Origin of the sequence: Phyllobacterium brassicacearum (genome assembly GCF_003010955.1) — a bacterium.
In the GTDB taxonomy this organism is placed as follows: Bacteria; Pseudomonadota; Alphaproteobacteria; order Rhizobiales; family Rhizobiaceae; genus Phyllobacterium; species Phyllobacterium brassicacearum.
Genome location: NZ_PGGO01000002.1, coordinates 422,324 through 443,231 on the forward strand (window position 1 = coordinate 422,324; position 20,908 = coordinate 443,231).

Consider the following 20,908-nt stretch of genomic DNA (forward strand, 5'->3'; position numbering starts at 1 on the left):
TCATTCCTCCTCTACCTGTCATCTACTGCGGCAGCTGACGTTCCGGCAACACCACGAAGCAGCCCACGTGTGGTCACCACGCCGATGATCGCGCCGTTTTCAACCACAGCGACGGCGTCGCGATCCGACTGCATCGTAAGATCTATAAGCGCTGCGATGTCAGCCTCCGGCGATGTCTGCAACAGGGAGTCCAGGTTGGCGTCAGGGTGCAAACGCTTGTATTCGGCGACCGGCTGCATCACCGAATGCGCCCTGACCAGATGGATTTTTGAAATGCCCGCCACAAAATCGGCGACGTAATCGTCCACGGGCTTGGTGACGATTTCTTCGGCGGTACCCACCTGGACGATCACGCCGTCCTTCATGATCGCGATCCGGTCACCGATACGGATGGCTTCTTCGAGGTCATGCGTGATGAATACGGCTGATTTTCCGAGAGACTTCGTCAACTGCCGGAACTCATCCTGGAGCTGTCGGCGAATGAGCGGATCAAGCGCGCTGAACGGTTCGTCCATGAGGATGATTTCAGGATCTGCCGCAAGGGCTCGGGCCAGACCGACGCGCTGCTGCATGCCGCCGGACAACTCGTCCGGGTAACGCGTTGTCCAGTCGCCAAGGCCGACCTTTTCGAGCGCAGCACGCGCGATCTGATTCCGCTCGTCCTTTGCGATGCCTCGGACTTCAAGGCCGAAGGCAGCGTTCTCGAGGACGGTCCGGTGCGGGAGAAGTGCGACACTCTGGAACACCATGCCGATATTTCGCGCCCGCATGTCGCGGAGTTCGCCAGCATTGAGGGATGCAATGTCTTTGCCCTTCACCGTAATCTTACCGAAGCTTGGCTCGATCAGCCTGTTCAGCAAACGGATAAGGGTCGATTTACCGCTGCCCGAAAGGCCCATGATGCAGAAGATCTCACCGCGGCGGACCTGGAGGTTCGCGCCGGAGACCCCGACCACGCAGTTAAACTCATTGAGAACCTGTGACTTGGACAGCCCCCGCTCGGAAACCGCCTTGGCCGCGGCCGACGAGCGAGCACCGAAAATCTTCCAGACAGACTGGCAGTCCACTAGCACTTCATTGGCATCGTTGATGGTGTTCATCGCGTTCCCCGCAAGCCAGCCCTCGGCTGGTCTAACTATTGCCGACTGCGGGCCGCCCGATTCGTGACGACCCGCATTTTTCAAAGTCACTCGCTCTTGATATTTTCCCAGCGCTTCAAAAGGTCGGCATGTTTATCGGTCCAGTCCTTCACAGCCTCGTCCATCGTCTTGCCTTCGTTAACAGCGCTGTTGATCGCGGTTATGTCGGCGAGTGGGACGTACACACTGGCGAGTATCTCGCGGGCATGCGGATTCTCTGCTGAGAAACCCTTCTGCCCGATCCAATAGTAGCTCTGGGGTGGAGGGAACACTGCCTTGGGATCCTTGAGGAACTTCACATCGTATTTCTGCATCATCCAGGATGGCTCCCAGATGGTGACGGCAATCCATTCCTTGCGGTCGACGGCCGACTTCAGGGCCGCTGTCATCGCCGCAGTGCTGCCTTCAACGAGCTGGAGCTTGAGGTCATATTCCTTGACAGAATTGCTAGTGTCGCGCATCAGACCCGAACCCGGTTCGATGCCCACGATCTTGCCGCCCAACTTGTCGGCATTTTCATTCAGCTGGTCCATGGAGTCGATCGTCACATATTTCGGCACGGCGACGCCCTGGAACAGACCGTGAGAGACCGGAGAGATTTTCTCGAGACGCTTCTTGTTCTTGTCCCAGTAATCTTGTGCAACGTAATCGGTCTGCGAGGCGAGGACTTGAATGTCGCCCTTGGTGAGCGCGGCATAGGCGATGCCCCACTCGGAGAACGGCACAACCTTCACGGTGTAGCCGGAGTCCTCCAACACCTTTTTGGTAATCCCGGTGATGGGTGTGAGGTCCTCCCAGGACATCGTTCCTACAGTAATTGTTTTCTCCTCTGCATGGGCGGACATCATGGTCATAGTGACCATCGCCGCGGCGCAAAGCGCTTTCCACAAAGTCTTCATTTTTGATCTCCTACTTTTTGTTCCCATTCTCGTTGAAGACCTGCGTTCAGCGCAGTCTTCATATTGCGCGGCAAGGGTTCATCCCTCGCGGCCAGCACGCAATTCCTGCAAACGGATCACAGCGTTGACGCCGAGCCGCGCCAGCGGCTCGGGCGGAAGCCGCGCCGGCTTCGGCTGATCCGAAAATTTTTTCAGCATGTCAGAGCGGGTGTCGGTCGCCAGATCGACTGCCATCATGCCCGCAAGCGTGCTTTTCACAGTCCCGAGGCCATTCTCGCAGCACGCAGAAAAAAGACCTTCTTCGACCTCGCCGAAGGCGGGCACGTGGTTCAAGCTCAAGCAAAGCCGTCCGGCCCAGCTATACTCAAACGGTATCCCTGCAAGGCTTGGAAACCGGGCATCGAAAGAGTATCTGTGCGCGTCGGCCATTTTCGCCATGCGCCGATCCGTCACCGTGATCGTCGTATCGCAGGTGTATTTCGTGCGGATCACGATACGCGACTTTCCGCCGGAGGTAATCTTGCGCACCGTTGCGCCCATTGCATCGGCTGGAAGCAGCGCCCATCTGTCTCGCCCAGACACCCTGCGGCCGAAATCATCGGCGGGGAACGGAGCGGTCATCGACGCGTAGGCGAAGATGTGCATCAGCCGCCCACTGAAGTATCCAAAATCGTCAATGTGGCCGTTGACAGCGACGATCACCTTCGGGGCGCTGACCGTTCCCCGTGGAGTAGCGGCTCTCCAGTTTCCATTTTCGCGCTGCAACGAGGTGACTGGCGCATTCTCGAAGATATCGACCTGCGGGGCCAGACCACCCGCTAGCCCACGGATGTAGTCGGCCGGCTGGATCATGACCGCACCCGGCGTATAAAGTCCGCCGAGATAGTAGTTTGTTCCCGCAATGTCGCGCATTTCTGCGGCATCGAGGAAAGAATGCTTCTCGCCGGCGTTCCTCAAGGATTGGCCAAACGCCAAATTCAGCTTCATGCCACGCGCAGTTGCCGCGGCATTGATTTTTCCTGACGGGTCGAACGTCTCGCGCGACATTCCGTATTCAGCCGCCGCCTCGGAGGCGAACGCTATGGCCAATCGGTTTTGGGCCATTTCGAGCCTCGTCGCGTCGGTACCGCCGCTCGAATATTCGCCAGATGCAAGGTTGTGCGGGACATCGATCATATAGCCGGAATTGCGTCCCGACGTCCCTTTACCCACTTCACTTGCATCAAGAACGACGATCCTGTCGCTCGGTCGAAGCTGGAGCAGACGGCGCGCGGCGGAAAGTCCAGCGAACCCCGCACCGATGATCAGCCAGTCGGCCGTCACGTTGCCTTCGAGGCTCCGGACGGGAAACGAACGCTTACTGATCGCCTCCCAGCCCGAGATGCCGTTTTCCGCCGGCAGACGTTTGACAGCCTTCGTGGTCATCTCACCGTCTCGTCCACGGACCGGTCGGACACATCGATCCAGATCGTCTTCAACTCGCAGTAGTTGTCGTGTGCGAAGACCGACTTGTCGCGTCCGCCAAAGCCGGATTCCTTGTAACCGCCGAATGGCGTCGTGGCATCGCCTTCGCCGAAGCAGTTGACGGTCACGAGGCCTGCCCGGATTTCCCGCGACAGCTTGATGGCCTTGCGCAGGCTTGCCGTGTAGACAGACGCCGTCAGGCCGTAGTTGGTGTCGTTGGCGAGTGCCACAGCTTCGGCAAGAGAATTGAACGTCGTGACCGAAAGGATGGGGCCGAAAATCTCCTCCTGAAACAGGCGACTTGCCGGCGTAACGCCGTCGACGACGGTCGGCTCGATATAGATGCCCTTTTGCGTTTCGCCGCCATGGGCGACGGAGAGCTTTTCGCTCTTCACGCTGTCGAGAAACGAGCTCACCTTGTCGAAGTGATTTTTGCTGACGAGCGTGCCGATGCGGTTTTCCGGATCAAGCGGGTCGCCCGTCTTCCATTCGCGCATGTAGGCCCCGATCCGCTCGAGCAGCTCGTCCTTGACGCTGGCATGCACGATGAGCCGCGACGTGGCCGAGCAGTTCTCGCCCATATTCCAGAACGCGCCGTTGACGATCTGTTCGGCGACGAGGTCGAGGTCTTCGGCATCATCGAGAACGACGGCCGGGTTCTTGCCGCCGCATTCGAGAACCACGCGCTTGAGATTGGAGTCGGCTGCGTAGCGCAGAAACCGGCGACCAGTCGGCGTCGATCCGGTGAAAGCCACCATGTCGACGTCCATATGCATGCCGATAGGTTCGCCAACTTCCTTGCCCCCGCCCGGCACGACATTGAAGACGCCCGCCGGGATACCCGCCTCATGGGCAAGTTCCGCGACACGAAGCGTGGTCGGGGTTGTCTCCTGAGCGGGTTTCACGATCACCGAGCATCCTGCGGCAAGAGCCGGACCGATTTTCCAGGCCAGCATCAACAGCGGAAAGTTCCACGGCAGGACGCAGCCCACCACGCCCACGGGTTCGCGCACGACCATGGTCAGCGCGTTCGAGCCCACGGGTGCGGTATTGTCATAGAGCTTGTCGATGAGTTCGGCATGCCAGCGGAGGGTATGAATCGTATCCGGGACGTCGACAGTCTGGCACTCGCGGACGGGTTTCCCGCTGTCGAGACTTTCCATGACCGCGAGTTCATGACGATGCCGCTCCAGAAGCTTGGCGAAGTTGATCAGAACGGCCTTGCGCTCTGCGGGCGACTGGAGATGCCAGCGACCGTCGTCGAAAGCTTGCCTCGCCTTGCCAACGGCAAAATCGACGTCACTGGCGTCGCACGCCGCGATCTCGGCAAGCGTCTCGCCGGTCGCGGGATTGGTGGTCCTGAATCTCTTGCCTGAGTTTGCCGGACGGAAGGCTCCGTCAATGAAAGCATTGGTGGGAAACTGGATGTTTGCGGCGATCGCCTTGTATTCGGCGGCAGTCAAAGGTTCATGCATGGTTGGCTCCCGACGTAATATGGGTGACCGTGCGCTTCAGGTTGGCGACGACAGTCTGGAGGGCTCGCTTTTGTTCGGAATTGAGAGGACGCAGCGGCGCACGAACGGGACCAGTTTCGAGCCCGATCAGTTCGCATCCATATTTGATCGACTGAACGAACTTTCCGCATTCGAGAAAGTCCATAAGCGGTAGCATGGCCGTCATGATCGCACGGCCTTTATCAAAGTTCTTTTCGAGCACGCAGGCTTCGTAAAGGGCGACATGTTCGCGCGGCAGGAAGTTCGAACCGGCGCAAACCCAGCTCCTGGCACCCCATGCGAAGAATTCCAGTGCCTGGTCGTCCCAACCGCAGGAAAGCGCGATATGGGGGAACTTGCGGGCGAGCAGATGGAGATTGGCCGTGTCGCCGGAACTCTCCTTGATGGCCACGACGTTCCTGGACTTGCCCACCCGGGAGAAGTATTCGTCTCCCATCGTAACGCCCATGCGGGCAGGATAGTTGTAAAGCATGATGGGCAGGTTGGCCGCGCGGTCGACCGTCAATGCGTGAACGGCATTCTCGCGCTCAGTCGGCAAGGCATATGGCGGGGATGAAACGAGAATCGCGTCTGCGCCAACCTCCTTTGCCGCCTTGGCGTATTCGACCGAATCTTCTGTTCTGGTTGCCCCCGTTCCGATGACGAGCGGCAGCCGCGTACCGATCACGTCCCTGGCGTAGGCTGCAAGGTCGAAGCGCTCCTGGGCGCTTTGAGAATAGTACTCACCTGTCGATCCGCCTACGATGATGCCGTGCACCCCGGCTTCGATGAGCGATTCGAGGACTGCCGCGAAGGCGCCATGGTCAATCTGCCCATCCTGGCCGAGCGGCGTGATCGCCGGGGTATAGATACCTTCGAATTTCACGACACTTTCTCCATGGATGTGGCGGGCGCTTCAACGAGCGCATCCGCCTTCATTCCCTCCGGCGCGATGAACATCTCCATGTTTTCGCGCGACAGTTCCCAATGCTCGAATACCAGATCGACGACGGTGTCCTCGTCATGCGCGTTGATTGCGGCGATGAAGCCATCGTGATGTTCCACAGCGAGTTGCAGTCGCTGGCGCATGTCATCGTTCCGAGGTCGGAAAAACGTGTGACCGATACGCGCATGGTCGATCAGCAGGCGGCCAAGGCTTGGCTGCAGATAGGCGTTGCCCGACATTTCTCCGATTATCTCGTGAAAGCGGTTGTTCTCCAGGACCATCGAGAGGACGTCCCCGGAGACACTCGCGCCGCGGAACCGTTCCTGGGTGTCCTTGAGGTCGGCGAGCTGCTTTGGTTTAAAGTTCTGCACCGCAAGACGGCCGATAGCGGCGTATATCATTGGAGCAACGAGGAAGAAATTCCTGAGCGTTTGATGGTTCATGGGGATCACGCGGGCGCCGCGGTTTTCGCGAATATCGATGTAACCCTCACCCTGGAGACGACGGAAAATCTCGCGCACCGGCGTCCGGGAAAGCCCGTAGCGCTCACTCAGACTCACCTCGTCGAGGTCTTGGTCCGGGTCGAGTTCCATCGTCAGAATCTGCCGCTTGAGATCGTCGTAAAGGCTGTTCTTGCCGCGTTTCACCTAAACCTCCTGCCGAATTCCCGTCGAACAGGCCATTTGATCCGGTTCGATGCCGCAAAATGCGCACGGCATCGGGCCGGAGTCAACAAGATTGTATTTTTTCAGTACACAAATAAAATACTTTCAGAATACAATGGGAACGAGTGGAAACTCCAGAGAGCCAATTTGAGCGAACTGACAATCCATCTCGAAGGTGCAGGCGTTCCGTTGGATGCGGGAACGGAGAATGGCAAGGAATTCTTCCGCGTGCTTATCAAGGCGGAAAAGACGATCTGAATATCGACCTCGCCCGCGACGATGTCGTCGACGCGTCCCGAACGCTAATCGCGAACAATCCCGACGTCGGCGCCATTGTGCTCGAATGCACAAACATGCCGCCGTATGCAGCCGGCATCCAGGAAGCTACCCAAATGTCGGTTTACGACATCCATTCGATGATTACATGGTTCATGCTGGGCTTCGCCCTCGGAAGTTTTAAGGGTAATGCATGCAGAAAATCCTCGCGCCGTCCGAGATGGGACTGCGCGAGGATTTATTGACCTTGGTCAATCGCCTGCTGCCGAATTTGACTCAAGCTCATTTTGGACGTGAGCGCCTCGATGCGGATCTCGACCAGGGAAGGCGGTGTCTTCACTTTGTTTGAAATATGTGCTTGCCCAACCTTTCCCTGTCATTCCCCTGATCGGGCCGCGCACGCTGGGCGAACTCGAAGACAGTTTGTCGGCTCTGGATATCAAACTAACACAAAACCAGGTGAAATGGCTGGAAGGCTGAGCGACAGTGTGGCAAGCGGGTAACCTTTGCAGTTCCACTTTAGCGGCTGTTTGACAATGGCTAGAGGGGCCTGAATAACGAGAAATAATTGCGTCGTCAAAGCCGGTCATAATTGCGACCTCCTTAACAACGTCCCCTTCCAACACAGGACCGCCTACACCGAAACGGCTCGTCCAAGCCGCATAATCCTCCCGGAGACTGCCATGCCAAGACAACAACCCAAAATTACCTTCATCGGAGCCGGATCGACTGTCTTCATGAAAAACATCATCGGCGATGTGTTGCAGCGCCCCGCTTTGTCCGGAGCAACGATCGCGCTAATGGACATTAACTCCCAACGCCTTGCGGAAAGCGAAATAGTGGCAGGCAAGCTTGCAGGGACGCTTGGCGCCAAGGCGACCATCGAAACCTATTCCGACCAGCGCCGGGCGCTCCAGGATGCCGACTTCGTCGTTGTTGCGTTCCAGATCGGCGGCTACGAGCCTTGTACGGTCACTGATTTCGAGGTCCCAAAGAGATACGGCCTGCGCCAGACCATTGCTGACACGCTCGGTGTCGGTGGCATAATGCGCGGCCTGCGTACCGTGCCACACTTATGGAAAATCTGCGAGGATATGCTCGCCATCTGCCCTCGGGCCATTCTACTGCAATATGTGAATCCGATGGCGATCAATACCTGGGCGATTGCGGAAAAATACCCATCTATCCGACAAATTGGCCTGTGCCACTCGGTTCAAGGGACTGTCGGCGAGCTTGCCCGCGATCTCGACATTCCTGTTGATGAGATTCGCTATCGCGCCGCTGGCATCAACCATATGGCGTTCTACCTGCAATTCGAGCACCGGCAGCGCGATGGCAGCTATCGTGATCTCTATCCTGATCTCGTGCGCGGCTATCACGAAGGGCGGTTGCCGAAGCCTAGCGACTGGAATCCACGCTGCCCCAACAAGGTGCGCTACGAAATGCTGACAAGGCTCGGCTACTTTGTCACCGAAAGCTCCGAACACTTCGCCGAATACACGCCGTATTTCATCAAGGAAGGCCGCGATGACCTCATCGAGAAATTTGGGGTTCCGCTAGACGAATATCCCAAGCGCTGCATCGACCAGATCGAGCGATGGAAGAGCCAGGCCGAAGCGTATGCCAATGCCGTCACGATCGAAGTGAGTAAAAGCCACGAATATGCGTCGTCGATCATGCACTCAGTGTGGTCCGGCGAACCCTCCGTAATTTATGGCAACGTGCGGAACAATGGCTGCATCAGCTCGCTGCCCTCGGACTGCGCGGTGGAAGTGCCTTGCCTTGTTGATGCATCGGGCATACAGCCGACTTATATCGGAGCGCTGCCACCGCAACTGTCCGCGCTCATCCGCACCAACGTCAATGTGCAGGAACTTACCGTCCAGGCTCTTGTCACCGAAAACCGCCAGCACATTTATCATGCAGCAATGATGGACCCTCATACTGCAGCGGAGCTCGATCTCGACCAGATATGGTCACTTGTCGATGACCTCCTTGCGGCACACCACGATTGGCTGCCAACCTGGGCAACGGTAAGATGATGCCCGAGAGCGTATGTGCGGGTCGCAGACGATCTCTTTCAATCGGCCGGCGGCGGCCGAGTCAGGGTTGCGAGGGCCGCGCGCAGCCGTTGTAGGATGCCGCGCGCTGCCGAGCGCCTCGTCCATGATGCGGCGGATGGTGCGCGCGCAGCGGCCGCACTGGGCGCTGCAGCCGAGACAGCCATAGACCTGGCTGAGCGAACGCGGCGCCTCCACCTCGACGGCGGAGCGGACATCCTGATCGCTCAACACATTGCACGAACAGACGATCATGGCGCGATGGTTCTCTTCTAGGTTAATTCGGCCCGACCGTAACAAGCGGTCAGTAGTCCCAGACGGCCGGAACCCAACGAAAGACGTCGCCGTCGACCGCCACATGGCAGACGCACGGGAACGGCAGGTGACTGGCCACCAGCGGTTCGCGGGTCGCCGCCACGTCGCGGACTCTATGCTGAAGCGTGTTGGCGGTCGATCGGATCAAGGGAGAGGGAAGGCTATACCTGAGGACAGGGCACCTATGCTCTCAGTGGACCGCAGCGAAGATTTGGTGGTGAAGAGGCTGCTATGAAGGAGCAGACGCTTTCGCCCGTCGAACGGTGCCCCGCGCTCAGCGTTGACTCGAAGCCTCTCGGCGTCCTCGATAATCCGCGACACTCTCGAGGTGCTCCTTCGAGCAGGAAAGATGTCAGGAGGAGCTGCTATTCAACGGCGTCGACCGCCTTACCCACGGCCGTATGGGCCACCTCCGCCGCCGGTCCCCGGGTGGGAAGGCACGCGCCGCCGAGCTCGGAATTAGCTTGCGCCGTTCGCAAACCTGTCACGGCAGACCGCCAGGCGGTTTAGCATAGCAGGTTTGTGCCAGACCGGCCGACAACCGCCTGTCAACCATTCGTCCAGAGGGTGTTCTCAGTCATCAGGGGCGTCCCCATAGGGCAGCGGTCACCCCTCGTCTCTAGCCGGCTGGGTTCTGCGACCATGGTGCGTCGAGGATAGCCCCGCCAGGTATCACTCGTTCTGAAACAGTGATTTTGTCGACCGACTTTACAACTACTCTACTTAGCAGCTAAGTTATCAAGAGACGTTATTTGCTGCCAGGCTGGAGATATCATGATCGACACTTATGCCACTTTCGCCAATGACTGCTTTGCTGACAGAACTGTCTTGATTACCGGCGCCGCGAGTGGAATGGGATTGGAGACAGCCAGGGCCTTCGCATCGAAAGGCGCCGAGGTGGTGATGTGTGACTGCGACGAGGACGGCTTGCAGCACCATAGCGCAGAAATACGCAAGACCGGTGCCAATATTCATGCCGTCACCGTCGATGTCAGCGACGAGTCCAGCATCAAACGAGCCTTCGACTATTGTGACGAAAATCTCTCGCGCCTCGACAATGTGGTGACGTGTGCCGCTATCATTACTGCAAAACGGCTGTTCGATCAGGACTGGGCGCATTGGCAGCGTGTGCATGCTGTCAACTTGTTCGGAACCTTCTTTACGGTACAGGCCGCTGCAAAGCGCATGCTGGTCAATCCGTTCGGTGGCAACATCGTCTGCATCGCTTCTGACGCGGGAGTTCATGGTGGCGGCGGGCTGATCGCGGACACCGCCTATGCAGCATCGAAGGCGGGCACCCTTTCGCTGGTTAAATCCGTTGCGCGAGAACTGGCTGGCAAGAATGTTCGGATCAATGCGCTCAACCCCGGCCCAACCGACTCCCCCATGCATTCGCATATTGATCAGTCACTGAAGGAACGCATTGCTGCCAATCTGCCGATACGCCGGATGGGTCGTCCGGACGACATGGCTGCGGCGATCCTGTTTCTGTGTTCAGATGCCGCCAGCTTCGTTTATGGAGCGGCGCTCGACGCCGACGGCGGGTCTATGTTCCGCTAAATCCGGGAGAGATCCAATGTTGCAGACCAACCGGAGGTTTTCCTATGCGGCGGAACTTCCCGAACTTGCGAAGTGGATGTACTGGTCATCGGCGGCAGACCATCCGGCATCTCCGCTGCGATTGCCGCGGCTCGCATGGGTGTCCGCGTAATGATGATCGAACGCTACGGGTTTCTCGGCGGGAACCTCACCGCCGGGCTGACAGCGACGGGCTGGCCCAACCGCAGACTTTATTCTTTCGCGTTCAGAACGTCGACGATGCAGCCGTCGAGGATTACGTCCGGTCTCATCCCGACGATTATCGACCATATGCATCCATAGTTGCCGCCGCGACCGCCGAGGGACGATTTCCCGCACCTCGCCGCGGCATCGGCCTCTACAAGTCCATGGAGCCAGGCGTCTGGCGTATAAATACCGGCCGGGTGCTCCGCCGCAATGGGGCGGAGGCCACCGAGCCATCACAAGCAGAAATAGAGGGGCGCGAGCAGACCGTGGCGCTCCTGAATTTCTTCCGGTGCGAATTGCCCGGTTTCCAGAACGCCGAACTCCGGGATACGGCTACACAGATCGGCGTGCGTGAAACGCGGCGGATCGATGGAGACTATGAACTCACACTGGATGATCTTCGTTCCGGCCGATCGTTTCCGGATGTCGTGGCCCTGTGCGGTTACCCGCTCGATATACATGATCCAGCAGGATCGGGTGGCGGCACCGGTGGCGACGCTCCACCGACCGCGAATATCTATCAGATACCCTACACCAAGACATATCGACTATGACGACCTGCGCCGCGAACTTCTGGCACAGGGCGCGTTTCTCGGTTAAGCACCGCAATCGGTATCGGCACCTGCGCCGCGATCTTCTTCAAGCCTTAAGGTGGAGGGTCACCAGTACGGTGCACTCGGCACCGTCGTCGAAACGGGCTTTTACCCTGAGCCAACCGCCAAATCCCGACAGGCGTGCGACTGCAATAGCATCGCGTTCCGAGGGCATCCGGAATTCCGTTCCTTCTCCCACCCAATGCATGCCGTCAGGTGATATTTCCACCCAAGCCATCGGGATTGATCCGACAGGCTGCTTGATTGCCCTGACGAAGAATACCGCTTCCCGCGCCCAGCCGGCCTCATAAGGCTCGCTGGCGGCGTCACCGCTCCAGCGTTCGTTGCGAGCAAGCACGGCCGTGACATTCTCTGGCAGCATCAATAATCTCCCGATATGCAGATCGAATCGACATAGAGGAAGGCGCGATTCGCCACATCGGTTTCGGCAAAGAGGCAGAAATTCAGCATGCACCAGAGGTTCTTCATCGCCGGGATACGGATCGAGTCGAAATCCGAAAGATCGAAGATGCGATCATTGCACTGGAGTCTCGACGCTGTCATCGATTCCAGATCGAAATCGAAACGCAGGTAAGTCCAGTTCACCTTGGTCGGGATTTCGTTATAACACAGCCGCTGATCGCCACCCGGCAAATCCAACCAGCCCTCGGGTGCCAGATGGTAGTGGCTGACCGTCTTGTCGTCGTTGCCGACAGAACTGAATGTCGTCGTCTCGCGTTTGTACTGCCATTTCTGAAGATGCTTTCCATCGACAGCATTCAGGAAGCGCAGATGCGGCATCACCCGCTCACCTTCGTCTTTGTCGCCGCATTGCAGATCTAACAGAAAGCCGACAGAACGAACGTCCAACTCGGACAATTTCAACTCTTTTGCTTCCGGCTTGAAGGTGAAGTAGAGCTCGAATCTGATGGGCCCGCGCTTGCGAAACGTATGACGTTTGATGGCGACATTCTGCGCGCCTGGCCTGGCCCGGGTGGCAATTTTCAGCGCATACGATGAGTCCATACCTCCATGCGAGCCGGCATCCCAATGTCCGAGGGTAGAAAGCATCGCGCTTGAATGTTGCGCGTATCCAGGCAGCATGGAGTCAAGATCGTTCTCATAGTTGCCAATGAGCTGTGACCACCCGCAATGGCCGCGCGAGAAATCGTCATATGACAAAATCCGCGGTAAAGGGTCGAAGCGGCTAAGTGATGGGTCGGCGCGCAACAATGCCAGGCGCATAGCCTCGGCGAGCGTGGCTGGGGAAATGTCGATTGACGTCATTGTGTGGCGGACCTCATTGGGCTCGAAGCCTCCTTACAGCATTCCAGTCGATTTCAATGCCGAGTCCAGGTTTACCAGGCACATCGAGTGTGCCGTCCTTCTGGCGCAGGCAACCTGGCGGCAGATCGGCAAGTTCTCTTTTGAAGGGACTAAGGTCGCATTCGCATTCCATGACGCGAAAATTAGGAAGGGCCGAAGCCAGGTGAACGCTCGCGGTCTCGCAGATGATCCCGGACATGCCGATGTGCGGCGCGTAGCTGACTTCATGGATGGCGGCATATTCGGCAATTCGCCGTGTCTCGGATATACCTCCCGCGCGCGCGACGTCGGGCTGAACAACAGAGAGTGTCCTATTGGAGATCAGCCGTTGCGCCTGGTGGGTGGTGAAGTTGCTCTCTCCTGCCGCCAGCGGTACGTTGCAGCGCTGGCGGAGTTCTTCATAGCCCTGCTCGTTTTCGGGCGCGAGTGGCTCCTCGAACCAGAAGTAGCCGTTGGCGTAAAGGGCATGGCCGACTTCCACCGCCTCATCCAGATTGTAAGCCCAGTTCGCGTCCACGCAAAGTTCGATATTGTCGCCAACCTGCTTGCGCAAACGCTCTATGCGCACACACGCTTCCCTCACGGGGTTCGATATTTTCACTTTGATGCGTTGAAATCCCTCATCGATATAGCGTTCGAGCTCCCTGTCGGCTTCGTCATCGCCAACCCAGTTCACCGCAGCGGCATAGACGTCGATGATATCTCGGCCCATCCCTCCAAGCAGTTTTGCGACCGGTTGGCCCGCGGCCTTTCCGACTATGTCCCACAGCGCGATATCCACCCCGGCGATCGCCTCCACCAGCATTCCGCCTGCCCGCCCCGACAATGACCGACGCATGGAGTGCCACAAGGCACCAATATTGCGCGCATCCTGTCCAACGAGCCTTGGCTTCAGCGATGTTTCGATCAACTCCACATATGCCTTGGGTGAAAATCGGGCCAGTGTCTCGCCGACACCCACCAGGCCCACGTCCGTCCGTATCTCTACGAGAACAATGGAGACCTGGCTGTATACACCCCACGACGTGACCGTCGGCCTGGGCAGAGTCTGAGTGAGCGGATGGGCGATCACGTCGACTATGCGTATCATACCGGGGACGATAGCGTTTGCGGCTTCCATTGGTTGATTGCTGCTCCCATTTGCCGATGAGAGTATCGGCTGATGGGTTCTAACGCGTATTGAATTACTTGGCAACTGATAAACTTAGTTGCTAAGTTGTGAGCCGCTGTGCTAACTTGATCCATGCGAGGATGAAAATGACAGCCAACCCAACGAAGAAACCGATTTTTACAGCCAGGCCCGCCAGTCCATCCAGATTGGCTGATGGCGTCTCCGATGCGATTGCCGCAGCACTCTTTGACGGCCGCATATCTCCCGGTGAGCCCTTGCCGCCGGAGGGCGAGATTGCCAAAGAGTTTGGCGTATCGAAACCTATTGCGCGAGAGGCTCTGCGCCAACTGACCACAGCCGGACTGATATTTACGCAGCAGGGAAAAGTAGCCCGGGCCAAGGCACTCAGCGGCGAACCCATGGAACGCATTTATGGTTATGCGGTTCGCTCCAGCCTCAAACGCCTGCAGGAGGCAAATGAGATGCGCCGGGTCATAGAATCCGGAATTGCCCGGCTGGCCGCCGAGCGGCGTGATCCGAGCGGTCTGGAGGTAATGAAGCAAGCGATCGCAGATATGCGTGCTTCATTACACGAACCGGCTGCATTTACCGAAGCCGATATTCTCTTCCACCTCGGCCTCGCATTGACGACGGGAAATGTCATGATCCGTGTTCAGATGGAAGGCCTGCGCTCGGTGCAGCGCGAGGTCTCAGAGTTGTTTTCGCGTCGTGCAAACCGCACCGACGCGGATTGGCGCGCTACGATCGATCGTCATCAGCAAGTCTATGAAGCGATCGTCACTGGCAACGCAGCTCTCGCCGAAGAGAAGATCAAGGCCCACTTTGACGCTGCGGATATCGCATCGCTGGAGGTCGCTGACAAACTTGCGGACAAAGAGGCATGAGGCCCGAGCGCTTTTCGCTGGCGGGTAGGCGGGCCTTGATAACCGGGGCAAGCTCGGGCATTGGTCGGGCCGTGGCTCTCGGCCTTTCTGAACATGGTGCAACCGTTGTGCTGCATCACTTTGGTGATGCCGCAGGTGCTGCCGCCACAGCTCAGGCGATTGGCGGAGATACGGCCGTGCTTGAGGCCGATTTCACCGACACTCCTGCTATTTCCGTGTTTGTTGACAACATACTGTCGAACCACGGCCCGATCGACATTCTGATTGCCAATGCGGCAATCGAACGGCGTCTCGCCTGGCATGATGCGACGCTGGCCCATATCAACGCGCATGTTTCGGCAAACTTTTCGACCTTCCTCTTGTTGGCGCAAAAGTTGGTTCCGCCGATGGCCGAGCGCGGATGGGGGCGCGTTGTTGCCACGGGCAGCGTTATGTCGACCCGCCCTCGCGCCGAGACACTCGTCTATGCTTCACTCAAGGCAGCGCAGTTGACAGCGGTTCGGGCACTTGCGCGCGAAGTCGGCGCGCAAGGTGTGACCATTAATGTCGTTTCACCCGGCGCGATTGAGACCGAAGCCACAGCACGTCGATACGAGGATCCGCCGTTTCGCCGCGCAGTCACGGCGAAGATACCGGCCGGTCGCCAGGGCCGCCCCGACGATGTCGTCGGTGCCTTCATTTTCTTATGCAGCGACGCCGCAAATTACGTAACGGGCGCCGAGATTCCCGTCGATGGAGGCTGGACGATCGGCGATGCGCCGGGCGTTCTGCCCGGAGATGTCGCATGAGGGTCAGAGCATAGTCTGCGATCAACAATGGGAGGAAGAACAATGAATGTCGTAAAGACGAGAGTTGCAGTATCAGCCATGGTTTTCTGCTTGATGTCGGCACCCACTCTGGCCGAGGACCTTCGGGTGACGGTATGGACAGGAAACGACGCCCATCTGAAGATGCTGAACGGCATTGCAGAGAGTTTCAAAGAGAACCATCCGGACGTTATCGTCAAGTTCGAGACCGTACCCGTGAGCGACTACACTCAGAAGCTGACCTTCCAGGTAGCAGGAGGCAATCCGCCGGATATTGCGTGGATGATGGAAGATGCGGCCCCCGCTTTCGAGAATGCAGGCCTTCTGATGGACATCGGTCCAACAGTAAAGGCTGCCCAAGGGTACGATTTCGATGATTTCTCCCAGCCCGCGATGGCGCTCTGGCAAAAAGGCGAGACGGTCTACGGCATTCCGTTCTCTACATCACCCTTCATGATCTACTATAATAAGGACATGTTCGATAAGGCCGGTCTCGAAGACCCCCTTGCACTTGCCGCAAAAGGCGAATGGACCCTCGATAAATTCCAGGAAACGGCCAAAAAGCTGGCCGAGGCCAATCCCGGAAAGTGGGGATTCGAGTTCAAGGACGGCGAAGGCTATGCCTCGCGAATGACGCATGCATTGTTACCTTCGATACGGGCCTATGGCGGCGATATCTGGACAAATGGCCAATGCGGGTTCGACAAGCCGGAAGCCATAGCCGCGGTAAAACAGCTGCATGACATGGTGTTCAAGGATAAATCAATCGTACCGCCTGGAGAGCAAGGCGACTATTTCTCCGGAAATTCGGCCATGACCGACAATCAGATATCGCGTGCATCGAAGATGCCGGAGGCTGGGTTCAATTGGGGTATAGCGCCCCTGCCCACCGGCCCTGGCGGAGAGTCACCTGTGATTGGGCAAGCCGGGCTTGTGGTTTTCGAACAGGGCAAACACAAGGAGCTTGCGGCACAATTCGTTGCCCACATGACCGATAAGGAAAATGTTGCGACGATGGCCCAGTTCTTTCCCCCCGCACGCAAAAGCGTGCTGGACAGCGAGGCATTCATCAACGGCAACAAATTGGTGCCCGCCGAACAGATGAAGAATGTGAGCTCAGCAATTACCAAGGGCCGTGTTCATCCCGCGCACGAAAAAGCACCGCAGATACTCGCTGCGATGGCTCCACGTGTCGACGCGCTGTGGAAGCCGGACGCGAATGTCGAAGACGCCCTGAAGGGCGTATGCGCAGCCATCCAGCCTTTGCTTTAGGTAGATTGGACCATGGCAGCTGTCACCCACACGAACGAGCCCGGCGCCAATCGCGCGCCGTGGCTGACATTGAAATATCGGGAGATGCTGGAGGCATGGCTTTTCATCAGCCCGACATTCATCGGTTTCCTCGTCTTTTTTCTCGGCCCCCTAGTCGCGATCTTCTATTATTCGATGACAGAGTGGAACCTGCTAAGTCAGCAGGCAGCGTTCGTCGGTCTGCACAATTTCAACGACGCCTTGCTGGTCAATCCGGATTTCTGGCACGTCGTTCGGAATTCAGTGATTTTTGCGGTAGGTCTCGTGCCATTCAACATGGCTCTGGCACTGACACTTGCCCTGGCGCTGTCGCGCCCCTTCTTCGGCGTCGTGTTTTTTCGCACTGTATTTTTCGCGCCGGTCGTTACCTCGGCGATCGCCTGGGCTATCGTCTGGAAATTCCTGCTACAGGGCGAAGGCGGTGTCATAAACCAGATGCTGGCATTGGTCGGGATCGATGGCCCGAACTGGCTCCGTGATCCCAATTGGGCAATGGCCGCAGTGATCGTCACGCGCGTCATAAAAATGGTCGGACTAAACATGATCCTGTACATTGCTGCGCTGCAGGCAATACCGCGAGACTACGAGGAGGCAGCGCGCCTCGAAGGGGCGTCGCGCTGGCAGATATTTCGCATGATCATATGGCCGCTGCTGGCGCCGACCACATTGATCATCATGGTCCTCACCACGATTGGCTCGTTCAAGGTTTTCGATCATATCTACCAGATGACCGGCGGCGGTCCTGAAAACGGAACTCTCGTACTCGCCTTCTATATCTATCAACAGGGGTTCAAATTCTTCAATGTCGGATATGCCTCTGCGCTGGCCATAATCATGTTCGTGATTGTCATGGCGCTAACGCTTGTGCAGGTGATGCTGCGTCGCAAGGAGATGGAATGACCCAGCGCCAGATCAACGTAATCTATCGCAGTTGCTGGACGATTGCGCTTCTGATCGCCGCGATACCCTTCATATTTCCGTTTGTATGGATGGTATCGGCAGGTTTCAAAAGCACCACAGAGATATTCGGCACTCCGACCCTGATACCGCGCGAATGGCGATTCCAAAACTTTGTCGATGTCTTCACATACCAACCATTTGCTCGCCAATATTTCAACTCGCTCTACATTGCGGTTGCCGTCACAGCCCTTACTCTCGTCATCTCGTCGCTTGCAGGGTATGCCCTGGCGCGGATGCGCTTTGCCGGCGCCGGGCTGCTGATGCTATTCTTCGTTTCAGCGCTAATGGTGCCCGAGGAAGTGACTATAATCCCGAACTTCTTCCTCATACGGTCCATGGGTCTGGTTGATACACATTGGCCGCTTATCCTGCTCCCGACGTTTGGTCCACATGGTGTCATGGCGACTTTTCTGATGCGCCAGTATTTCCTCGCATTGCCAAAGGAACTGGAGGAGGCAGGGAAAATGGACGGGCTGTCGCGCTTCGGCGTCTGGTGGCGGATCGCGCTGCCAATGTCTCGCCCCGCGCTCGCTGCGGTAGCGATCATCACTTTCCTGTTCTCGTGGAATCTGTTCCTGGAGCCGTTGATCTTCCTCAGTTCGCTCGAGATGTTCACGCTGCCATTGGCGCTTTCCAATTTCAACGACAGTTACGGGCTACCCCTGTGGAATTTGCAACTGGCCGCAACCAGCCTCGCTGTTGTACCGATCCTCATTGTTTATCTTATCGCGCAACGGCAAATCATTGAGAGTTTTGCGCTCTCTGGCGTGAAGGGTTGAAAGGACCTGCGATGACCAACCTCCTCCTCAAAAATATCGAAAAGCGGTTCGGAAAAACCGAGGTTATCCGTGGTGTGGATCTGGTGATAGAACATGGTGAGTTCGTTGTGTTCGTTGGCCCGTCGGGTTGCGGAAAATCAACGCTCTTGCGCATGATATCGGGGCTTGAGGACATTTCGGGCGGCGAACTCTATATCGGCAACCGCTTGATGAATGAGATCCAGGCCGCCAAGCGCGGCGTGGCGATGGTCTTTCAATCCTATGCACTCTACCCGCATCTGAGCGTTCGCGACAATATGGGCTTCGGATTGAAGGTCCGTAAAGTGTCTGAAGAAGAGCGTATCCGCCGTGTAGCCGCCGCCGCAGCTACTCTGAAACTCGAGGCGCTGCTTGACAGATTTCCACGTGAACTTTCCGGTGGCCAGCGTCAGCGAGTCGCGATCGGCCGCGCCATTGTCGGCAATCCGGCCGTGTTCCTTTTTGATGAGCCGCTATCCAATCTTGACGCCGAATTGCGCGTCCATATGCGTTCAGAGATCGCGGCATTGCACAAGCGCCTGTCAACAACGATGATCTACGTCACGCATGATCAGATCGAAGCAATGACCTTGGCTGACAAGATCGTCGTCCTGCGAGACGGACGGATCGAACAGGTGGGTTCGCCGCGCGAATTATATGAGAACCCGGCCAATCAGTTTGTTGCGCAGTTCATAGGTAGTCCCAGGATGAACATCCTGCCGGCCGCCAATGCGGCAATGCTTGCTCCAAACTCGACCACGCCCGTTACCGCGAAAAGCGTCGGAATTCGCCCGGAACACATCGCCATCGTGTCGTCCTCGGAAAGTGCCTTGCGGGGCAAGGTCGCTCTCTGCGAGTATACGGGCGCGGTTACCCTGATGCATGTTCAGCTACCCAATGAACAGACGTGCCTCGTCGTGCATGACAAAAATGAAGTGCCGCCGCCGGGCAGCGAGCTTGGCCTGATCGCGGAACCAGCCAACCTGCATTTCTTCGATCAGAAAGGACAAGCGGCCTGAGGAGAAGAGGGCGAACCGTGCGTACAAAAGCCAGCCACAGGAAGCGGATCGCCCAAAAACCAGTTGTGAGAGTCCTGGCGAGGCGCCATTTCGAGTGCCCTCAGGATAGGTGGCATCCAGGGAGACAAGTGCCTGACAAAGTTCAGCGTCTCTTTCAGAGCTCGCTTCAACAGCACCATTGTGCATCTTCCAATCGCCAGCGGACGGGCGATTGGACAGTGTTGCAGTTTTTCAGGCAGGCACTCCATGTCCTAAGATAATTGACGCTGGAGAAATGTTTTGATCACACCAGTTAACTCGTTCGAGCGTTCAAATGTCGGTATGTGGGACGCTCCCATTATCACACTGAGTTCCGACCCGGCGATGGCTCCGGCAAGGTGCTGTGCCGCGGCAATCGGGGTTGCGACATCCTGGTCGCCCACCGCGATCAACACCGGTACCCTCAGTGATGGGGTCATCGACGCGAGGTCCGCGGCAGCAATCGCCTCGGCCGCGCCGGCGTAGCCTTCGGAGGCCGTATTGACCACCATTGACCTGAGCCGGTGGGTTTCAGGAGTATCGGCGGCTGCGGGCGTTACCCAACGGGCGACAACCGCATCGGCGATCGCTGTCGTGCCGGAGGCGCGGACTGTCGCGGCGCGATCCCGCCATAAGCCAGGCGGAGGAATCGACATGGCGGTGTCGCAGAGCACCAATGATGAGACACGGCTGGGCGCAACGGCGGCAAGAGCCTGGCCGACCATACCCCCAATCGAGAGACCGGCCACATGTGCCTGCATGATCCCTAAACGATTCATGGCACACAGCGCGTCTTCGGCCAGACCCTTGATGCTGTAGGGCCCAGCAGTAACCCCGGTCAGACCGTGGCCGCGCAGATCCGGGCGGACTACACGGAAATTCCTTGAAAGCACGGCCGCCTGTGGGTCCCAGACTCCGTGATCGGTACCGAGTGAATGGAGCATCAAGAGCACGGGGGCATCCTGCGGACCATCTGTCCGCAGGTGCATTGTGAGATCATCGAGGTCGAGAAACATGCCC

The 20,908-nt window shown here is 57.7% G+C and carries 21 protein-coding genes and 4 pseudogenes; 13 read left to right on the forward strand and 12 right to left on the reverse strand.

Annotated features, from left to right (window positions below):
* Positions 1 to 11 precede the first annotated feature (11 nt).
* From CU102_RS04975 to CU102_RS05000, 6 genes are all read right to left on the reverse strand, one after another.
* Complete coding sequence (locus CU102_RS04975; RefSeq protein ID WP_106709976.1) at positions 12 to 1,100, reverse strand: quaternary amine ABC transporter ATP-binding protein; 1,089 nt, start codon at positions 1,098 to 1,100, stop codon at positions 12 to 14.
* Between the two features lie 86 nt (positions 1,101 to 1,186).
* Positions 1,187 to 2,038 (reverse strand): glycine betaine ABC transporter substrate-binding protein, encoded by an 852-nt coding sequence (locus tag CU102_RS04980; protein ID WP_166648457.1) that lies wholly within the window; start codon positions 2,036 to 2,038, stop codon positions 1,187 to 1,189.
* A 78-nt stretch (positions 2,039 to 2,116) separates the two neighbouring features.
* Entirely contained in the window at positions 2,117 to 3,463 is a 1,347-nt protein-coding gene (locus CU102_RS04985) for an NAD(P)/FAD-dependent oxidoreductase (RefSeq protein WP_106709896.1), read from the reverse strand.
* Positions 3,460 to 4,977 (reverse strand): aldehyde dehydrogenase, encoded by a 1,518-nt coding sequence (locus CU102_RS04990; RefSeq protein WP_106709897.1) that lies wholly within the window; start codon positions 4,975 to 4,977, stop codon positions 3,460 to 3,462. The genes CU102_RS04985 and CU102_RS04990 overlap by 4 nt, the downstream gene beginning before the upstream one ends.
* Complete coding sequence (locus tag CU102_RS04995) at positions 4,970 to 5,881, reverse strand: dihydrodipicolinate synthase family protein (RefSeq protein WP_106709898.1); 912 nt, start codon at positions 5,879 to 5,881, stop codon at positions 4,970 to 4,972. The genes CU102_RS04990 and CU102_RS04995 overlap by 8 nt, the downstream gene beginning before the upstream one ends.
* A complete protein-coding gene (locus CU102_RS05000; RefSeq protein ID WP_106709899.1) occupies positions 5,878 to 6,588 on the reverse strand; it encodes a GntR family transcriptional regulator in 711 nt (236 codons plus the stop codon). The genes CU102_RS04995 and CU102_RS05000 overlap by 4 nt, the downstream gene beginning before the upstream one ends.
* 183 nt (positions 6,589 to 6,771) lie before the next feature.
* Between CU102_RS05000 and CU102_RS05005 the strand changes: the two are divergent.
* From CU102_RS05005 to melA, 4 genes and pseudogenes are all read left to right on the forward strand, one after another.
* Positions 6,772 to 7,066 (forward strand): annotated as a pseudogene (locus tag CU102_RS05005) (aspartate/glutamate racemase family protein); the annotation flags it as partial.
* 9 nt (positions 7,067 to 7,075) lie between these two features.
* Positions 7,076 to 7,231: a hypothetical protein gene (locus CU102_RS29705; protein ID WP_166648454.1), complete on the forward strand. Its 156-nt coding sequence runs from the start codon at positions 7,076 to 7,078 to the stop codon at positions 7,229 to 7,231.
* Positions 7,228 to 7,362, forward strand: a pseudogene (locus CU102_RS05010) (aldo/keto reductase); the annotation flags it as partial. The gene CU102_RS29705 and the pseudogene CU102_RS05010, both read left to right, overlap by 4 nt.
* Before the next feature lie 203 nt (positions 7,363 to 7,565).
* Positions 7,566 to 8,924, forward strand: a complete 1,359-nt coding sequence (melA, locus tag CU102_RS05015; protein ID WP_106709900.1) for an alpha-glucosidase/alpha-galactosidase — start codon at positions 7,566 to 7,568, stop codon at positions 8,922 to 8,924.
* Between the two features lie 108 nt (positions 8,925 to 9,032).
* On the opposite strand, the pseudogene CU102_RS05020 reads toward melA, so the two are convergent.
* Together CU102_RS05020 and CU102_RS30265 are read right to left on the reverse strand one after the other, a co-directional pair.
* Positions 9,033 to 9,197 (reverse strand): annotated as a pseudogene (locus CU102_RS05020) ((2Fe-2S)-binding protein); the annotation flags it as partial.
* Between the two features lie 49 nt (positions 9,198 to 9,246).
* Positions 9,247 to 9,369: pseudogene (locus tag CU102_RS30265) on the reverse strand (MBL fold metallo-hydrolase); the annotation flags it as partial.
* 662 nt (positions 9,370 to 10,031) lie between these two features.
* Here CU102_RS30265 and CU102_RS05030 point away from each other — a divergent pair.
* The 3 genes from CU102_RS05030 to CU102_RS05035 all read left to right on the forward strand — a co-directional run bounded on the left by CU102_RS05030 (position 10,032) and on the right by CU102_RS05035 (position 11,596).
* Positions 10,032 to 10,817, forward strand: coding sequence for an SDR family NAD(P)-dependent oxidoreductase (locus CU102_RS05030; RefSeq protein WP_106709901.1), 786 nt, complete (start codon positions 10,032 to 10,034; stop codon positions 10,815 to 10,817).
* Positions 10,818 to 10,889: 72 nt separating this feature from the next.
* Positions 10,890 to 11,138, forward strand: coding sequence for an FAD-dependent oxidoreductase (locus CU102_RS30270; RefSeq protein ID WP_245425206.1), 249 nt, complete (start codon positions 10,890 to 10,892; stop codon positions 11,136 to 11,138).
* On the forward strand, positions 11,030 to 11,596 hold the full coding sequence (locus tag CU102_RS05035) for an FAD-dependent oxidoreductase (RefSeq protein WP_245425208.1): 567 nt from the start codon (positions 11,030 to 11,032) through the stop codon (positions 11,594 to 11,596). The genes CU102_RS30270 and CU102_RS05035 overlap by 109 nt, the downstream gene beginning before the upstream one ends.
* An 85-nt stretch (positions 11,597 to 11,681) precedes the next feature.
* On the opposite strand, the gene CU102_RS05040 is transcribed toward CU102_RS05035, so the two are convergent.
* From CU102_RS05040 to CU102_RS05050, 3 genes are read right to left on the reverse strand one after another with little or no spacing between them, the layout of a single operon-like run.
* Positions 11,682 to 12,017, reverse strand: a complete 336-nt coding sequence (locus CU102_RS05040) for a hypothetical protein (protein ID WP_106709902.1) — start codon at positions 12,015 to 12,017, stop codon at positions 11,682 to 11,684.
* Positions 12,017 to 12,880, reverse strand: a complete 864-nt coding sequence (locus tag CU102_RS05045) for a DUF6772 family protein (protein ID WP_106709977.1) — start codon at positions 12,878 to 12,880, stop codon at positions 12,017 to 12,019. Before CU102_RS05045 ends, CU102_RS05040 begins: the two co-directional genes overlap by 1 nt.
* Before the next feature lie 55 nt (positions 12,881 to 12,935).
* The gene (locus CU102_RS05050) at positions 12,936 to 14,081 is read right to left on the reverse strand and encodes a mandelate racemase/muconate lactonizing enzyme family protein (protein WP_106709903.1); all 1,146 of its coding nucleotides are present in this window, start codon (positions 14,079 to 14,081) and stop codon (positions 12,936 to 12,938) included.
* Between the two features lie 137 nt (positions 14,082 to 14,218).
* Here CU102_RS05050 and CU102_RS05055 point away from each other — a divergent pair, with 137 nt between their 5' ends.
* The 6 genes from CU102_RS05055 to CU102_RS05080 all read left to right on the forward strand — a co-directional run bounded on the left by CU102_RS05055 (position 14,219) and on the right by CU102_RS05080 (position 19,870).
* A complete protein-coding gene (locus CU102_RS05055; RefSeq protein WP_106709978.1) occupies positions 14,219 to 14,977 on the forward strand; it encodes a FadR/GntR family transcriptional regulator in 759 nt (252 codons plus the stop codon).
* Positions 14,974 to 15,765 (forward strand): SDR family NAD(P)-dependent oxidoreductase, encoded by a 792-nt coding sequence (locus tag CU102_RS05060; protein ID WP_106709904.1) that lies wholly within the window; start codon positions 14,974 to 14,976, stop codon positions 15,763 to 15,765. The genes CU102_RS05055 and CU102_RS05060 overlap by 4 nt, the downstream gene beginning before the upstream one ends.
* A 78-nt stretch (positions 15,766 to 15,843) precedes the next feature.
* Positions 15,844 to 17,055: an ABC transporter substrate-binding protein gene (locus CU102_RS05065; protein WP_425351522.1), complete on the forward strand. Its 1,212-nt coding sequence runs from the start codon at positions 15,844 to 15,846 to the stop codon at positions 17,053 to 17,055.
* A 12-nt stretch (positions 17,056 to 17,067) separates the two neighbouring features.
* Positions 17,068 to 17,994, forward strand: coding sequence for a carbohydrate ABC transporter permease (locus CU102_RS05070; protein WP_106709906.1), 927 nt, complete (start codon positions 17,068 to 17,070; stop codon positions 17,992 to 17,994).
* Positions 17,991 to 18,833, forward strand: a complete 843-nt coding sequence (locus CU102_RS05075) for a carbohydrate ABC transporter permease (RefSeq protein WP_106709907.1) — start codon at positions 17,991 to 17,993, stop codon at positions 18,831 to 18,833. The genes CU102_RS05070 and CU102_RS05075 overlap by 4 nt, the downstream gene beginning before the upstream one ends.
* A gap of 11 nt (positions 18,834 to 18,844) precedes the next feature.
* The gene (locus tag CU102_RS05080; RefSeq protein ID WP_106709908.1) at positions 18,845 to 19,870 is read left to right on the forward strand and encodes an ABC transporter ATP-binding protein; all 1,026 of its coding nucleotides are present in this window, start codon (positions 18,845 to 18,847) and stop codon (positions 19,868 to 19,870) included.
* Between the two features lie 251 nt (positions 19,871 to 20,121).
* Here CU102_RS05080 and CU102_RS05085 read toward each other — a convergent pair whose 3' ends face one another.
* Positions 20,122 to 20,904: an alpha/beta fold hydrolase gene (locus CU102_RS05085; protein ID WP_106709909.1), complete on the reverse strand. Its 783-nt coding sequence runs from the start codon at positions 20,902 to 20,904 to the stop codon at positions 20,122 to 20,124.
* Positions 20,905 to 20,908 lie beyond the last annotated feature (4 nt).

Bases quoted from the DNA above. Each gene is read 5' to 3' on its own strand.
- CU102_RS04975 (WP_106709976.1), bottom strand. From the start codon at position 1,100: ATGAACACCATCAACGATGCCAATGAAGTGCTAGTGGACTGCCAGTCT.
- CU102_RS04980 (WP_166648457.1), bottom strand. From the start codon at position 2,038: ATGAAGACTTTGTGGAAAGCGCTTTGCGCCGCGGCGATGGTCACTATG.
- CU102_RS04985 (WP_106709896.1), bottom strand. From the start codon at position 3,463: ATGACCACGAAGGCTGTCAAACGTCTGCCGGCGGAAAACGGCATCTCG.
- CU102_RS04990 (WP_106709897.1), bottom strand. From the start codon at position 4,977: ATGCATGAACCTTTGACTGCCGCCGAATACAAGGCGATCGCCGCAAAC.
- CU102_RS29705 (WP_166648454.1), top strand. From the start codon at position 7,076: ATGCAGAAAATCCTCGCGCCGTCCGAGATGGGACTGCGCGAGGATTTA.
- melA (WP_106709900.1), top strand. From the start codon at position 7,566: ATGCCAAGACAACAACCCAAAATTACCTTCATCGGAGCCGGATCGACT.
- CU102_RS05030 (WP_106709901.1), top strand. From the start codon at position 10,032: ATGATCGACACTTATGCCACTTTCGCCAATGACTGCTTTGCTGACAGA.
- CU102_RS05040 (WP_106709902.1), bottom strand. From the start codon at position 12,017: ATGCTGCCAGAGAATGTCACGGCCGTGCTTGCTCGCAACGAACGCTGG.
- CU102_RS05045 (WP_106709977.1), bottom strand. From the start codon at position 12,880: ATGCGCCTGGCATTGTTGCGCGCCGACCCATCACTTAGCCGCTTCGAC.
- CU102_RS05050 (WP_106709903.1), bottom strand. From the start codon at position 14,081: ATGGAAGCCGCAAACGCTATCGTCCCCGGTATGATACGCATAGTCGAC.
- CU102_RS05055 (WP_106709978.1), top strand. From the start codon at position 14,219: ATGACAGCCAACCCAACGAAGAAACCGATTTTTACAGCCAGGCCCGCC.
- CU102_RS05060 (WP_106709904.1), top strand. From the start codon at position 14,974: ATGAGGCCCGAGCGCTTTTCGCTGGCGGGTAGGCGGGCCTTGATAACC.
- CU102_RS05065 (WP_425351522.1), top strand. From the start codon at position 15,844: ATGGTTTTCTGCTTGATGTCGGCACCCACTCTGGCCGAGGACCTTCGG.
- CU102_RS05070 (WP_106709906.1), top strand. From the start codon at position 17,068: ATGGCAGCTGTCACCCACACGAACGAGCCCGGCGCCAATCGCGCGCCG.
- CU102_RS05075 (WP_106709907.1), top strand. From the start codon at position 17,991: ATGACCCAGCGCCAGATCAACGTAATCTATCGCAGTTGCTGGACGATT.
- CU102_RS05080 (WP_106709908.1), top strand. From the start codon at position 18,845: ATGACCAACCTCCTCCTCAAAAATATCGAAAAGCGGTTCGGAAAAACC.
- CU102_RS05085 (WP_106709909.1), bottom strand. From the start codon at position 20,904: ATGTTTCTCGACCTCGATGATCTCACAATGCACCTGCGGACAGATGGT.